The following is a 12,912-nucleotide window of genomic DNA, read 5'->3' as shown; positions in this document are numbered from 1 at the left end:
AGTTCGGGGAAGCGGCGCGGGCCGCGCTGTGGTTAGCTTTTCTGCCATGAGCACGCCGCAAACTGTCTCCAACGCCGAGGAATACCTCCCCCGGGACACCGCAGATGTCGTTCGCACGGTGCGGGATTCACGCGGGCGATCGGAACGCCTGATGGTGTGCGGCGGCGAGCTGCTCGACGAGGGCCTCACGCTGCCCGCCCAGCCGACCGTGGTGTCGCTGCGCCGGATGAATCAGGTGCTGGACATCAACCTGGGCCGGCGCACCGTGCGGGTGCAGGCGGGCGCCAAACTCTCCGACATCGACCGCAGGCTCGGCGCGCACGGCCTCGGCCTGCCCATCGTCGGCGACCACCGCGACATCACCGCGGGCGGCTTCGCCTCGGTCGGCGGCGTCAGCGCGGCCTCGCACAAGCACGGCCTGTTCATCGACCAGATCGTCGATCTGGAGTACGTGGACACCGACGGGCGCATCGGCACCTGCGGGCGCACCCATCACACCGAGCGGTTCCAGCGCATCCTGGGCGCGGGCGGGCGCGCGGGCATCATCACCGCGCTCACCTTGGACGCCGTCGAGATCGACAAGGAACGCACCTGGCTGACCACCAACGCCGACCGGTTCCTCGACTTCGACTCCTTCGTCGAGCACGCCTACGCCGAGATCGCCCGGCCGGGCAATGCCGAACTCCAGGTGGGCCGCTGGGTCGACACGGCGCCGTTGAAGGTGGCGCGTCCGGTCGGCACCGGTCACGTGCAGCTGGGCACCGTGCGCTTCGGTCAGTGGTCGAGCCTGTACCCCACCGCGCCCACCAGAGGGCTGCGAGCCCGGCGCGAGGTCGGCTCCCGGGCCCGCAAGTCGCTGGGCGCCATCGCCTCCGCCGCGCCCGGCAAGGCGGGCATGCCGGTGCGCAACGCGGCCGCGGGCGCGGTGCTGTTCGCACCGAAGGTGCAAACCCTGCGCGACGCCGAATATCTGGCCGATACAGCGCTCAGCTCCTCCGAGCGTGGTCCCGCCTACCGGGTGGGCGTTTTCGCGCCCCTGTCGAGCTATACGTCGGTGTTCTACCGCCTCCACGACCTGTTCTCGGGGCACCGGGAACGCACCGGCTGCTTCACCGTCATCTCCGCGATGACCTACGGCGTGCGCTCGCGCTACCTGCGCGCGGAATCCGCCGCCCGCGGCCTGCCCCCCGAAGACCACGGCCTCATCACCTTCACCTGCCGCCTGCGCCCCGCCGCCCTGCCCTCGGAACTGCTGCGCGACATCATGTCCGGAATAGAGGAGATCTGCCGGTCGGAGAACACGCTGCGGTACGAGGCGGAGTAGGCCTACCGACAATCGTCCGGGCTGGCCGGCGCGGCCGCTTACTCGGTCGGACCGGCCGGTGTCAGCGGCGCGCGCCGCGCGCCTCCTGCGGAGTGTCCAGCGGTTTCCCGATCGCCATAGCCACGGCGCAACCAGCAGCGGTCACCGCTGCGATCATCCCCACCAGGACGGTCGAAATTCCGACGAGCAACCCACCGACAGCGTTTCCCGCTGGCCGGAGACCGGCCAGTATCGATCCCGAAATAGCGAAGACCCGCCCCTGCATCTCGCGCGGAACACTGGTCAACAGCCTCGTATCGGCGAAGAGCGAGGTGACGCTCAGGCCTGCCCCGATGGCGAACACCGAGACTCCGAGCACCCACATGGAGTCGGACGAAATCGCACCTAGAAATCCTGCCGCGAATAGGGCGAGTGCGCCGGAAACCACTTTGGATTCCTCGCCGGTCATGAATTTCGACGTTCGCTCACTGCTGAGCACGATCGCCACCGACAACATCCCGCATTGATATACCGAATACATGACCCCGTAGGTGATGCCAGAATGAGAGATACGCTGCGCCAGCGCGGGCAGCAGAATGGCGAGAACAGAGGTGAGCATGTTGACCGAAGCGCCCAGGATGAGGACCCATCGAACTACCCTGTTCGCGAACATGAACCGCACCGAGGCCACAAATGAAGTACTACTGCTGACGGCCTTCTCGTTCACGTCTTCCTGAATGCGCATTGCACAGCAGATCAGCGTGATTGTGACACCCGAAACCAGGAAGGTCGCGGAGTCGAAAACGAGCAGCCCCGCACGACCCGATATCGCTACCATGGCTCCACCCACCAACGGTCCCGCTATCATTGCGATTCGTACGGCGGTGTGCACCTTGGCATTCGCGTTTCGACGCTGCTCATCGGGAACAAGTCGACTTATCAGCATTTGCAATCCAGGCCCGTGCACAGTTCCCCCTACCGAGGTGGCGAGCATTGCCACCCAGAGTCCGGCGACTGAATGTGCCGCACCCGCCAGGACGACAGCAAGAATGATCGCGAAGGCACTGTAGTCGGCCACCGGAATTAGCATGACTCCGCGCTCGCGATCTAGTAGAGCGCCTACACCGGGCGCGAGAACTATCGCGACAAACCCTGAGACGGCAAGCATGAGACCCGCGGTACGCACATCACCGTATTCGTCCACAAAAATCCACACGACACCGGTGGAGAACGCGATGTTACCGAGAGTCGAAATACCTTTCGCCGCCGCGACCATCCATATCCCTGGGCCGCTCACCTCCGGACGGCCGATCCCGCCAGCGGCACAGAAGAGATGGATCTCCGCAACCGGTCGACGTACTCTGCGCCCCTGATTTCCGCCAAAATTCTCTCGCCCCGATAATGCCGGTAAATTGCCCGGCGCTGCCCATCCGTCCGGTTGCGGCGAGACCCGTGGATGATCTCACGCTCGCGCAGGCGGACAGAGCGCACCGTTCTCCGGGGTCGATGCCGCCCAGTACCCTGCAATGACATCCGGCGGCTACTCCCCCAGATCCGCACGGCGGTCCAGCTCACCGGCAATGACATCGGAGGACGCGGGTAGGACTACAGTCTCGGTGTTCTCGACACTGATGAGATAGCGGCCGTGGGCCGGGTGGTCGTCTCGGATATCTATCCAGCTCACGTAGGAGGGTGGGTGTGGCCGCCGGTCGTGCAGGTAGCGTTCTACACGCAGGTGCCCCTCCGCGGTGCGGGGCAGACGGAGCAGGGTCCGGATACGCTCTTCGACCGGATGCTCGCGGTCGGACGACGACCGCCACGACGTAGGTGCTTCTTCACCGCGTACGCGGGGTGTGTAACCGATCATTCGGCCCGCAGCACCAGCGGGTGCGGCGGGCATGGTCGCGGCGATGTGCCGACCGAGGCTCTGCCGGCGCGTGACGACCAGCTTGATGTCTCCACCGAAATCAGCCGTCATCCCCGACCTCTGGAAGAGAACGACGCCCAGGTCACCCACCGCCACCGCGACCGTGCGGACCCGCTTGTGCGACCGAAGCGATCTGCCTATACAAGCGATTCGCAGCTCAGGATCGGCGAGTGCGCGTAGCGGACCGGTCAGATCCGGATTGCCGTGTCGCGGATACCGGGCGCTGATCTCCGCGGTCAGACTGTCGTATTCATCCTTATTGGTCGGTGTCTCGATGATGCTGATCGGATCGGGGTACTCGTCGCGCCCGGTTTCCGTCGCCCATACCCACGCGAACTCGTCCGGACTGAAGTCCCAGACTGTCTGCGTCGTCACCGGCTGGTGCCCTCGGCTTCGTCGTCCATCATCGGGCCGGTGCCGGAGATCGTGAATACCCGAGGTTCGCTTTCAGCGCCGCCCGGGTCATCGTCCATCATCGGGCCGCTGCCACTGATTGTCACCGTCTGCTGCTCGCCGGGTGCCTCGTTGTCCGGGGTCGAGTCGACGTCCATCAGCCCGGCCCCGGTAATCGTCACCGCGGCGGAGCTGGGCAATTCGGTACCGCCACTATCCGAGGCTCCACGGTTCGTGGTGACGTTCTCCGTTCCCTCCGCCACTTCGGCAGGTCCGAGAGCAGGAGGACGCGACTGGTCCGAGCTGGGGCGGTAGGAAGATGGGTTATCGTGCGCCACTACCGGAGACTCGACGCGAGCTGTGGGCCGGTAGTCCTGCCCGCTGACCGCGGCTTGATCTGATGGCGCCCAGGACTGGGACGGATAGCGCGCCCCGTAACCCTGATCGAAGTCGTCGATACGCGCCATGCGGTCCTCGTACTCGAATCCCGTGACTTGATCCGCCCCGACAACGCCGACTGGGCTGTCGGTACCTTGGGTCCAGTCGGAGTGCACCCGCCGAAGGTAGTCGGGCGACTGGTGCGTAGCTTCGTCGTCGTCCTTCTTGCGTGCTCCAGCAGCAGGGCTCATCGGTCCCATCGGCGAACCCGCGCCTGCGCGTATGCCAGACGGACGACCGGTGCCGGTGATTGCCGTCGGCTGCCCTGAGACGGGAGTTCCGGGGAATGACGAACCTGGACCGCCGGGGCCGACATTGTTCGGCCCGCTCGGGGCGCCAACGCCCGGCCCGCCCGGCGAGAGACCCGGGCTGCCTGAAGTGCCCGATGGGGTGCTGAGCCCAGCAGGTGTGGTCGCATTGCTCGGTGTAGTACCCGGTGCAGTAAGTAGCCCCTCCGACAGTTCGAGTCCAGACGGGGCCGTCGGCGTTCCGGACGAAACAGGATCTGGAACGTTAGTAGCACTCGGATTTTGCTGGGGCGCTTCGTTATTGGAGGTCACAGGCGTCCCGGTAGTACCGGAACTGCTGAATTGACTGGTGTCGATGCCCGGGGCCCCGTCGGTCCCAGCAATCTGTGGAACGGTGGTGTAGGCGGGAACGCCGGCTCCAGATGGAGGGAACGAGGGTGTGTACGCGCTGTTGAGTGCGCGGATAACCGCTTGGCGTGCCTGCTCGCGCGCAGCGCGCGTCTGGTCATCGAACTCGGGATTGATCAAGCCGGGAAGGATCGACTCCACCGGATTGTCCGGATCCGGGGTCACCGCCACCGACGCGGGTGGGGGTTGGACGGCAGCACGCACCGCTTCGGCCGACCACGCGAGCGAGTCCAACCGATTGGCCACCGAGTCGAATACCCGGCCGATCTGATTCGCAGCCCGGGAGAACTGGATCGACGCCGCCTGAGCCGCGTCACCACTGGCGCCCTGCCAGAGGCCGTTGCCGAAGATCCGATTGAGACCCACTTGGTTGAATGTGGACAGATTCACAAGATCGGAATAGCTCTCGAACCAGACCCTCTGCAAGATCCGCAGGCCCGCCGCGTCCATGCCACCTGATCCGTGCACTGCTTCGTACATGGCCTCGTGTGTCATGCCCTCGAAGTGCTCGATGGTTCGCACAAAGTCGGGGTCCGTCCCGGCTCCGAGATCACCGAGCTCAGCGTCTCCCGAGTTGATGCGGTTTCGTGCCGCGTCGGCTCTCTGCTGGGCGTTGACGGTCTGCTGCACCGCGGCAGGGCCGAGTACACCCGGAAGCGATATCGGACTCGGAATTCCCGGCAAGGAACCAGGATTCGACGAGGGTTCGGTCTCTCCACCCATCCAGCGCCCCCTTGGTATTCCCCACAGAGTGTCCCGATCGGGAGGCTAGCATGCCGGGATCGAACCATGCCCGCCCGCGCCGACCCCGTCATGGGTGCGCGAGCTGGCCCGAAGATGTTCTCCCAGGCTATCGTTCGACGAAGTAGCGCCTATGGCTCCGCACCGTACGGAGCTCGTCTTACTCGAAGGGGGACCAGTTCGCCGTGCTCGACGCCGACATACAACATCTGAGGTCGTTGGCAACCACATTGGACGGCATCTCCGCCGAGATCGATGCAATCGACGTTCGCACCAGCGCCGACAAAATCGGCGAAGCGCTACCCGGTTGTTCGCTCGGGCAGGTGTGCTCCCAGGTGGGCGAGTTCACCGAGGGAGCATGGCTGCGCGCGGCGCAACGGATCCAGCAACTGTCCGCCATCGTGAAGCAGTCCGCGGATACCTACCAGACCACCGATGAAGATTTCAAAAAGAAGCTGGACACCATGGATTTCCGGGTGCGGGGATAGCCGCTGATGCCGACGCGTGCACAAGTCGAAGCGTGGAAGCTTGAGAAGCTCGCCGAGTGGGCAAGTGAGCTGGAAGCCGACACTCAGGAATACGAGAACCAGCTCGGCCGGATGCTGACCCACTTCACCGATGCGACATGGTCGGGTGCGGCGCACGATGCGGCGGCCGACCGCTTCACCGAGGAAAACGATCAGGGGCGCAGGCTGTCTCAGGAGATCAGAGGCACCGCAGCCGCTCTGCGAGCGGCTGACGCTCGATTGGCCAATGAACGCCGTATCCTGCTCGGCCGGGTCAGCGATGCGTTGAACGATCCAGAATCTCCGATTCCGCTCACGGTCGACGACAGGTGGACAGTTGCGGTGACCTATCTCGGCGCCGAACTCCCCGCGGACGATCGTCAGAAGGTCAAGGACAAGGTCGATCACCACCAGGGCCTCATCAACGCCGCGTACTACAGCCTGATGAACGCTGTCAACGAGGTCGGTGCCGCCATAAGGGCCGGCGCTCAACAGATCCGGGCACGTGGCGACCTGCTGGGTGACGGAATCGATACTCCGGCCGCGACCGCCACCGACATCGCCGAACTCGGCCGCGAGGACGGCAGAGCGGTCCTGGCCGCCATTCGTCCGGACGGAACCGTCGATCCCGCGATCCTCGATCAGATCGCCAGCCGCCTGCCGCAAGGCGTTCTCAGTGAACAGGAACTGCACATCCTGGCCGAGGGCGGTGAGATCTCGACGATGCCTGCCTCAACCCAGCAGTACTACCGCGAGTTCTTCCAAGGTGCCGGCAAAGACGGCATCGTTGCCCTGACCGACCATCTGGAAAGTCAGGATAAAGCGGGTAATCCGGCCGCGTCCGCCAAGCTCACCGCATTGGGCAACGGCCTGCTAGCTGTATCGAACGAAAAGGTAGGTACCGGCAAGGACGCGAACGGTAGGTTGCAATCACCTGGTGGCTACGAACAGCTACCGAAGGACCTTCGTGATCTGGTCTCGAGGCGATGGCAAGACCTCGACCCCAACGAGTTGGCCAAGCCTGGCCAACAGGCCAAAGACTTCCGCGATTTGTCGAGCGTCGGCGATTTGGTCTCGCACGCTTCCTCGGGTAACCAGCCCGGCAAGATCTTCGGCATCGAACTTTCGCGTCAAGGCGCGAGCATGGCCGAGTACCTCGACGCCAACCAAAAGGTCCGTGGCGACATGTTGCCCGGCGAAGGATGGCAGCCAGGAGACAAAGACAGGATCGAGAATGGCGCCCGCGAGCTGTTCGACACCGGTCTGCGTAACCACGAATCCAGCGCCGCACTTCTCAGTGGAGACCTTCCCGCGGATATCCCGAAGCCGGCTGGCGAAGACGTGCGACCCGGTGAGATCGCATACGACCGCGACAAATTCGCCAGCACGGTACTAAACCACGATTGGGGCGATGACGGCAAGACTCCGGCAAAATTGTTCGATTGGGTTGCGACAGAGACACACGAAGTGGATTCCGACGGCAAACCTACAGAGCAGGCGATACTTGCACGTAGAACCCTCATCGAATTGCCCGAGTTCTTCGCACCGGTAGAGGGCCCACAAGATCCTGCCCAACTCGGCGATAAACCCGATACACACCGAAGTAGCAACTTGGTCACCAAAGACGGCACAACTGTTTTTCAAAGTAATGCCGCGGTCTTCGCCGAGAACCCTGAACTCTCGAAAGCTCTTGCTAATGTCATGGGGTCCAATATCGACGCATACTCCGAGCGGTTCGGCGAAACCGGCCTGACCCCCAAGGGCCTGCAACCGCGACTGGAAGGAACGGACGCGGATCGCCTGCTCTTTCTTGCAAGCCAGTCAGATCAGGGGCGGCTGACGCTAGAAGTCTCCCGCCAAGCGTACGAGGCCAATGTCATCAATCAAGCGTTTACGAACTCTGACACCAATGCAGGCGTCCAAGCCAGCGAAAGCGTCCGAAAGATTGCCGGCCTGGATGCTCGACTGACTGCCGCAGCAGAGAATGCGATGACTTTCCAGGACGAGCACAAGATCGGCGATTATAACGACCACCAAATCGAACTATTCGAGAAAAAGCGGGCAGCGGCTGAGATCGTCGCCGAGATGACGATCGGCCAGATCGAGGTACCGCGACAAGTCCCAGGCGGACCGATAGCCTCTATGGTCGCCGACCAACTCAAGGAATCCGCAACAGAGGCCGCAATAGAAAAATTCGTGCCCGAACCGAAGGAACTCAGGCAAACGTTCCCGGACATCGCGAACATCAACGCTCAAGGCGAGCGCGATATTCAGATGCAGATCATCAGCTCGGCGCTTGCGACCGGACAGGATGTGCCGTCGGCCCTGATAGACCCGACCACCAGACAACCCATCGACCTCAACGGAACGCTTGAAGAGTATCAGATTCGAGCGCGGGACGAATTTTTCAGAGACTATAATTTCACACAATTCATCACAGACTACACTCAGTCGCGGACAGGGATTCTGGATGCACAGACTGCACGAGACTCGACAAGTCTGAGCGTCATACTGACCGGCCAAGCACCCCCCCAGTAAGAAGTGATCGAACGGAACACTTGAAGGCGTCCGGTATCGATCAGCGCGACATGATACACGCCTGAGCAAGCCGGTGAATCGACAGCAAGGAGCATCAAGGGTGAGTTGTCGTCCAACAAAGTACGCTGCAAGCACGATTGCTGCGCTGTTCGTAATCTCAGTCGCGGCGTCTTGTGGACAAGATAACAACCTCGGGCAATCCGATTCGCCGCCGACCGTCGAAGATTCAGCGCAGCCGAACTACCCACCGCCGCAGTTCACATGGGATATTCCGATTCCACTGGATGAGCCAATGCTGTCAGCGGCGCAATTTGCTGTGGAATCTGCCGCACTCTTCCCCAGAGCCCTCAGCGAGGCGGACCCTACGGCACGACACGAATTCAACTCCCGAGTTATCGACCAGCAAGCTATCCAGGATTACGAAGTATCGCCGCTAACCGGAACTGGAGCCATGACGTTCCGCGTGGTTGGAGTAGAGCAGAAATCTAGTCATATTGTGGTTTCAATATGTGAATACGATATACCCGGGGTATACGACATCACCGAGGATGGCGAGCTGGTGTTGAGCGAGCCGGATGCACCGTACTCACTGCAGCAGCCGTCCATTCGCAATGCTGCCGAATACGTGAATGGCAATGCCGAAATCAGCCACGGCTGGATTTTCGATAGGCGAGGGGAAACCGCATCGAAGCCGGTCAAGCCCAACGATCCTGAGATGCTTGCAAAGGTAGAGAATACCTGTCGGCCATTCGCTCCCGAACCTTTCGCACGAAAGCCCCCGCAACAATTGCCCGGAAAATAACCGTCATGTCAGCCTTCGGGCAATACAGATTCGATCGCCGACGCTACTTCAACGATGCGATCACATGGCTTCTCCGAAGTGAAGGCGGCATTGGTGCTCGTCGAAACATCAAGCGCGCCATCGGCTGTTTTCATCGCTACGCCACAGGAGCCCGAGTGTACTTCTGTCTGCCTGTATCGCAGCGCATCACGTCCGTCTACCACAATCTTCTCGGAAGATTTCGCGTAGCGGTCCCGGAATTCAGCCAGCGAAATATTTGTCGACCAAACCGTCAGCGTCCGCACAGGAAGCATCTGGCCGCGGATCGACTCCTTGTGGTCGAAGCTGCATCCGATGAATGAATAGGTGTCGAAACTGAAGTCGTTCCGCTTCCTGGTGGACGGGTCGAATCCGGCTGTGGAAATCGTGTCGTCGCCAATACCTGCGCATGGGTCGAACCGGACGGCGTTGCGCCATTGATCATTTTGAGCAGGTGCAGGATTCACCGGCACTGCGATACGGATAGCCGTTGACGTTGCTGCAGAGCTGGTCGAATGTTCTACCGAGTCTCCGCTAGGGCTGCATGCGGCAACAAATGCGGACAACGCTATGCCCCAGACACACACGAGTGCACGTTTCATCGCCGACCGTCACCTTTCCCCGGCGGATTCCGCTATAAATCTTAGGATATCGGCGTTCCGCACGTCCGCCTCTTCGACCATGTTTCCGGTACGCATGTACGCCTCTTGCAGGCGCATCGCGCCTTCGATCAGCTTGTCTACCGCTTCAATCCCTTGAGCAGCCTTGTTGGAGAACCCTTGCTGCAGTTCTCGGGCGGAGTCGAATCCACCGAAACCAACCGCGCGGACCGCATCACTCAACCGTTGCCGTATGACGTACAATCCAGAGATCATTTGGTCGTAAAGTCCGATGGCTTCGCGTACAGCAACGGGGTCGAATTGAATGATTCCCGCGCCGGCGGCCTGGTTGAACGCTGCGATCTCAGCTTGGCCGTAGTCGATACTTGCTTCGGTCATTGTCCAAACCCCCGGATCGACTGTCCTCCGAGGCAGGGTATCACGCTACGCCCTTGCGGCTTTCGGCCAGTACGTCTCCCGTCAGCTAGATCGAGGGGCAGTGCAGTCTGGGGATACGCCGGGGGAGTTGGCCGCGCAGCCGTTGCGCGGCTATTGTCTGGCCTGTTCGAGTCGGGCGGGCTGCCTCGTGACTCGTTCGGGCCCTGTGTGACGGGGGATGTAATGAATACGAATAGCGCTACGGCAGAGTCGGTCAGTCGGTGGACACCTGTCGCGACAGCGGCGGGAGCTTCAGGCTTCGGGCTGACTGCCGGAGGAGTTCTGCTCGGGATTTACAGCCGCGTCGCTGCATCGACCGTGCCGCTGGACGAAGACGGTGTCAAGGGCAAGGATATCTTCGGATCCTTCTCGGATGAGCCGATTCACGGTGTGCCTGAGCGGTTCGGCATCGCTGCGGTGATCCTCGGCGTCCTCGTGTTGGCCGTGGTCGTAGGTGCGGTGGTCTACCGTTCGCGGCGTCCGAATTCCTCTCGAGGCGAAGGTTTCGCGCTTCTCGCACTACTTCTCACTCTTGTTGCACTTCCGTACATGGCGGCCAGCAGTCATCTGCCCGGCGTCTACGCACTGATCCGATTGGATTATCCGTACTTCTCTCGGCTGCCGACTGCGGTGGGGGCGTGTGGGCTGGTGTTCGCCGGGGCTGTGCTGCAGCTCGGTACGGCGCTCGGTTCGATGACGGTCACAGTTCTTCGACGGCGTGTGGTGGTGTTGTTGATGTCGCTGGGGTTGCTGGCGTCCGCCGGGATCGGAGCGACCGCGGTCCGTGCCGGCGATGATCGCCTCAATGCCAACCACAGCACGACCACTCACGTAGCGATTCCGCCAGTTCCGGAAAAGCTTGGCACCGAACGGTATCGGGTGTCGAAATCGGATTTTCCGAAGCGCACCGCGATGCGGGATATCGTGGTTGCGGGCGCCGGCTTCGTCGTCGCCACGCAAGAGGGTCTGACCGCATACGACGGATTGTCGGGCAAACCACGCTGGCGCTATGTGCGCACGAACGTGGAGCGAGATAGAGGTCGCGGCGTCGCCTACGTTGACGGCAGCTGTACTCCTCCGATGACGGGAAGGTCGTGCTCGCCCGTTGGCGATCCATGGGCTGGAGGGCTTTCGACGCGTTGACCGGTGCGATCCTCTGGACGAAGGTCGACCTTGCCGAGGACTTTCCCGGAAAGCCCTTGGCCGCACGTATCGGGGAGACATCATTCAGATACACATCCGGATACCTGACCGTGGCCGCGGGGGCACACACCGCGCGATACGACGCCCGGACTGGAAAGCAGCTTTGGCTGACGGACCTCAGCTCTGTTCGTTGCGCTAGGCCGAGGGAATCAGCGCTCACGATCACCGATAACGCGATCTATCGAGCCTTCGCATGCCAGCAGGGCAACGAAACGTGGGTAGTGGCCACAGCGCTGGATCCACAGACAGGCGCCATCACCCGGGTACGGAAGCTGGCGCAGGTAAATGGCGCGGCAGGTGCCTCCGTCAGCATCAAGCGGCTCGCCAATACCGTCGTGGTCGACTGGTACTTCGTCAAAGCCGAAGGCGGCGGCAGGGTCGTGCTCCGCAAACCGGAACAACTCGACACCGCCGCCGTCGTCGAGGATGACGACGACGCAACACTCATCGGGGCGGACCCGCACAGTTCCGATGTCCTGGAAGAGACGTTCGGTCCGCACGCCGTGTGGGTGAAGAATATCGACAACATGGCCATCCGGTATCAGGTTCCGGACGCGTGGGGTTCGAGCATCCAGCCTTCCAATGCGTTCCTCGGTGCCGAACTGGTCGAAACGGGTTGGGACCAAGAGCGAATCATCGTGCGTTCATGGAACCGTGCGGACGGGCTGCCATCGGCAGTCCGGCGGGCGACAACTGACGATCGTTGCCGTGCTCAGTGGCTGCTTCCTGCGCCGGGTGCGCTGCTCGTGCTGTGCCACGGAGATACGAGGACCGAGATCATCGGGTTCGGCTCCTGCATGCCGCGGTCGTCGTCGTTGGCCTTTTGGCCTTTTGGCCTTTTGGCCTTTTGGCCTTTTGGCCTTTTGGCCTTTTGGCCTTTTGGCCTTTTGGCCTTTTGGCCTTTTGGCCTTTTGGCCTTTTGGCCATGTAAGGCCGGAAAACTGAGACGCGACCGCCACAGGCGAATCGTCATGTGTGCGTCGCCCTCGCCGAATCGCGGTTCTGACCCAATCCACGGACCGACGGTAGTACCGGCGCGCGTTACGCGGGGTCGCGGAACTCCCCGTCGATGACGCTCAGTGTGAAGGCATCCCAGTCGCTGGGCGTGAAGATCAACTTCGGACCGGAAGGGTTCTTCGAGTCACGAACGCCGACATCGCCGCCTAACAGCCACGCAACCTCTACACACTGGCCCCCTGTCTCGCTGTGGCTGCTCTTGAACCACTGAGCACCAGATAGGTCAGCTCTCACTTCTCATACTCCTTCGTCACCCGGCGTATCAATTCTCGGGTTTTCACTTCATCCAAGCATGTGCTCCGAACATCCGAAGCGAGCTCACTGTAAAGCCAA

The 12,912-nt window shown here is 62.0% G+C and carries 12 protein-coding genes; 6 read left to right on the top strand and 6 right to left on the bottom strand.

Features of this window, described 5'->3' with window-relative positions:
- The first annotated feature begins 46 nt into the window (after positions 1 to 46).
- Positions 47 to 1,324: an FAD-binding oxidoreductase gene (locus ON19_RS09630; RefSeq protein WP_043689239.1), complete on the top strand. Its 1,278-nt coding sequence runs from the start codon at positions 47 to 49 to the stop codon at positions 1,322 to 1,324.
- A gap of 61 nt (positions 1,325 to 1,385) precedes the next feature.
- Here ON19_RS09630 and ON19_RS09625 read toward each other — a convergent pair whose 3' ends face one another.
- The 3 genes from ON19_RS09625 to ON19_RS41745 all read right to left on the bottom strand — a co-directional run bounded on the left by ON19_RS09625 (position 1,386) and on the right by ON19_RS41745 (position 5,347).
- Positions 1,386 to 2,579: an MFS transporter gene (locus ON19_RS09625; RefSeq protein WP_043689236.1), complete on the bottom strand. Its 1,194-nt coding sequence runs from the start codon at positions 2,577 to 2,579 to the stop codon at positions 1,386 to 1,388.
- Positions 2,580 to 2,843: 264 nt separating this feature from the next.
- Entirely contained in the window at positions 2,844 to 3,605 is a 762-nt protein-coding gene (locus ON19_RS09620; RefSeq protein WP_043689234.1) for an ESX secretion-associated protein EspG, read from the bottom strand.
- Positions 3,602 to 5,347, bottom strand: coding sequence for a hypothetical protein (locus ON19_RS41745; RefSeq protein ID WP_157229641.1), 1,746 nt, complete (start codon positions 5,345 to 5,347; stop codon positions 3,602 to 3,604). Before ON19_RS41745 ends, ON19_RS09620 begins: the two co-directional genes overlap by 4 nt.
- Before the next feature lie 296 nt (positions 5,348 to 5,643).
- Here ON19_RS41745 and ON19_RS09610 point away from each other — a divergent pair, with 296 nt between their 5' ends.
- The 3 genes from ON19_RS09610 (at position 5,644) to ON19_RS41740 (ending at position 9,304) form a co-directional block, all read left to right on the top strand.
- Positions 5,644 to 5,946, top strand: a complete 303-nt coding sequence (locus tag ON19_RS09610; protein WP_051168685.1) for a type VII secretion target — start codon at positions 5,644 to 5,646, stop codon at positions 5,944 to 5,946.
- Positions 5,947 to 5,952: 6 nt separating this feature from the next.
- Positions 5,953 to 8,502, top strand: a complete 2,550-nt coding sequence (locus ON19_RS09605; protein WP_043689231.1) for a TPR repeat domain-containing protein — start codon at positions 5,953 to 5,955, stop codon at positions 8,500 to 8,502.
- Positions 8,503 to 8,602: 100 nt separating this feature from the next.
- Positions 8,603 to 9,304, top strand: a complete 702-nt coding sequence (locus tag ON19_RS41740) for a hypothetical protein (RefSeq protein WP_157229640.1) — start codon at positions 8,603 to 8,605, stop codon at positions 9,302 to 9,304.
- A gap of 8 nt (positions 9,305 to 9,312) precedes the next feature.
- Here ON19_RS41740 and ON19_RS40080 read toward each other — a convergent pair whose 3' ends face one another.
- Positions 9,313 to 9,924 (bottom strand): DUF3558 domain-containing protein, encoded by a 612-nt coding sequence (locus tag ON19_RS40080; protein ID WP_083899253.1) that lies wholly within the window; start codon positions 9,922 to 9,924, stop codon positions 9,313 to 9,315.
- Positions 9,925 to 9,933: 9 nt separating this feature from the next.
- The gene (locus tag ON19_RS09600; protein ID WP_043689229.1) at positions 9,934 to 10,320 is read right to left on the bottom strand and encodes a hypothetical protein; all 387 of its coding nucleotides are present in this window, start codon (positions 10,318 to 10,320) and stop codon (positions 9,934 to 9,936) included.
- Between the two features lie 222 nt (positions 10,321 to 10,542).
- Between ON19_RS09600 and ON19_RS09595 the strand changes: the two genes are divergently transcribed.
- Both ON19_RS09595 and ON19_RS40075 read left to right on the top strand, forming a co-directional pair.
- Entirely contained in the window at positions 10,543 to 11,502 is a 960-nt protein-coding gene (locus ON19_RS09595) for a hypothetical protein (protein ID WP_157229639.1), read from the top strand.
- A complete protein-coding gene (locus ON19_RS40075) occupies positions 11,499 to 12,635 on the top strand; it encodes a hypothetical protein (protein ID WP_169334168.1) in 1,137 nt (378 codons plus the stop codon). The genes ON19_RS09595 and ON19_RS40075 overlap by 4 nt, the downstream gene beginning before the upstream one ends.
- Here ON19_RS40075 and ON19_RS09585 read toward each other — a convergent pair.
- Positions 12,604 to 12,813, bottom strand: coding sequence for a DUF397 domain-containing protein (locus ON19_RS09585; RefSeq protein ID WP_043689226.1), 210 nt, complete (start codon positions 12,811 to 12,813; stop codon positions 12,604 to 12,606). The genes ON19_RS40075 and ON19_RS09585 overlap by 32 nt on opposite strands.
- Between the last annotated feature and the right edge of the window lie 99 nt (positions 12,814 to 12,912).

Source organism: Nocardia abscessus NBRC 100374, assembly GCF_000308455.1.
Lineage (GTDB): Bacteria > Actinomycetota > Actinomycetes > Mycobacteriales > Mycobacteriaceae > Nocardia > Nocardia abscessus.
This window is presented reverse-complemented; position numbering and strand designations above follow the sequence as displayed.

What these genes read in the sequence shown, in the direction of transcription:
- ON19_RS09625 (WP_043689236.1), bottom strand. Translation starts at nt 2,579, where the DNA reads ATGGTCGCGGCGGCGAAAGGTATTTCGACTCTCGGTAACATCGCGTTC.
- ON19_RS40080 (WP_083899253.1), bottom strand. Translation starts at nt 9,924, where the DNA reads ATGAAACGTGCACTCGTGTGTGTCTGGGGCATAGCGTTGTCCGCATTT.
- ON19_RS09600 (WP_043689229.1), bottom strand. Translation starts at nt 10,320, where the DNA reads ATGACCGAAGCAAGTATCGACTACGGCCAAGCTGAGATCGCAGCGTTC.
- ON19_RS09605 (WP_043689231.1), top strand. Translation starts at nt 5,953, where the DNA reads ATGCCGACGCGTGCACAAGTCGAAGCGTGGAAGCTTGAGAAGCTCGCC.
- ON19_RS09595 (WP_157229639.1), top strand. Translation starts at nt 10,543, where the DNA reads ATGAATACGAATAGCGCTACGGCAGAGTCGGTCAGTCGGTGGACACCT.
- ON19_RS09630 (WP_043689239.1), top strand. Translation starts at nt 47, where the DNA reads ATGAGCACGCCGCAAACTGTCTCCAACGCCGAGGAATACCTCCCCCGG.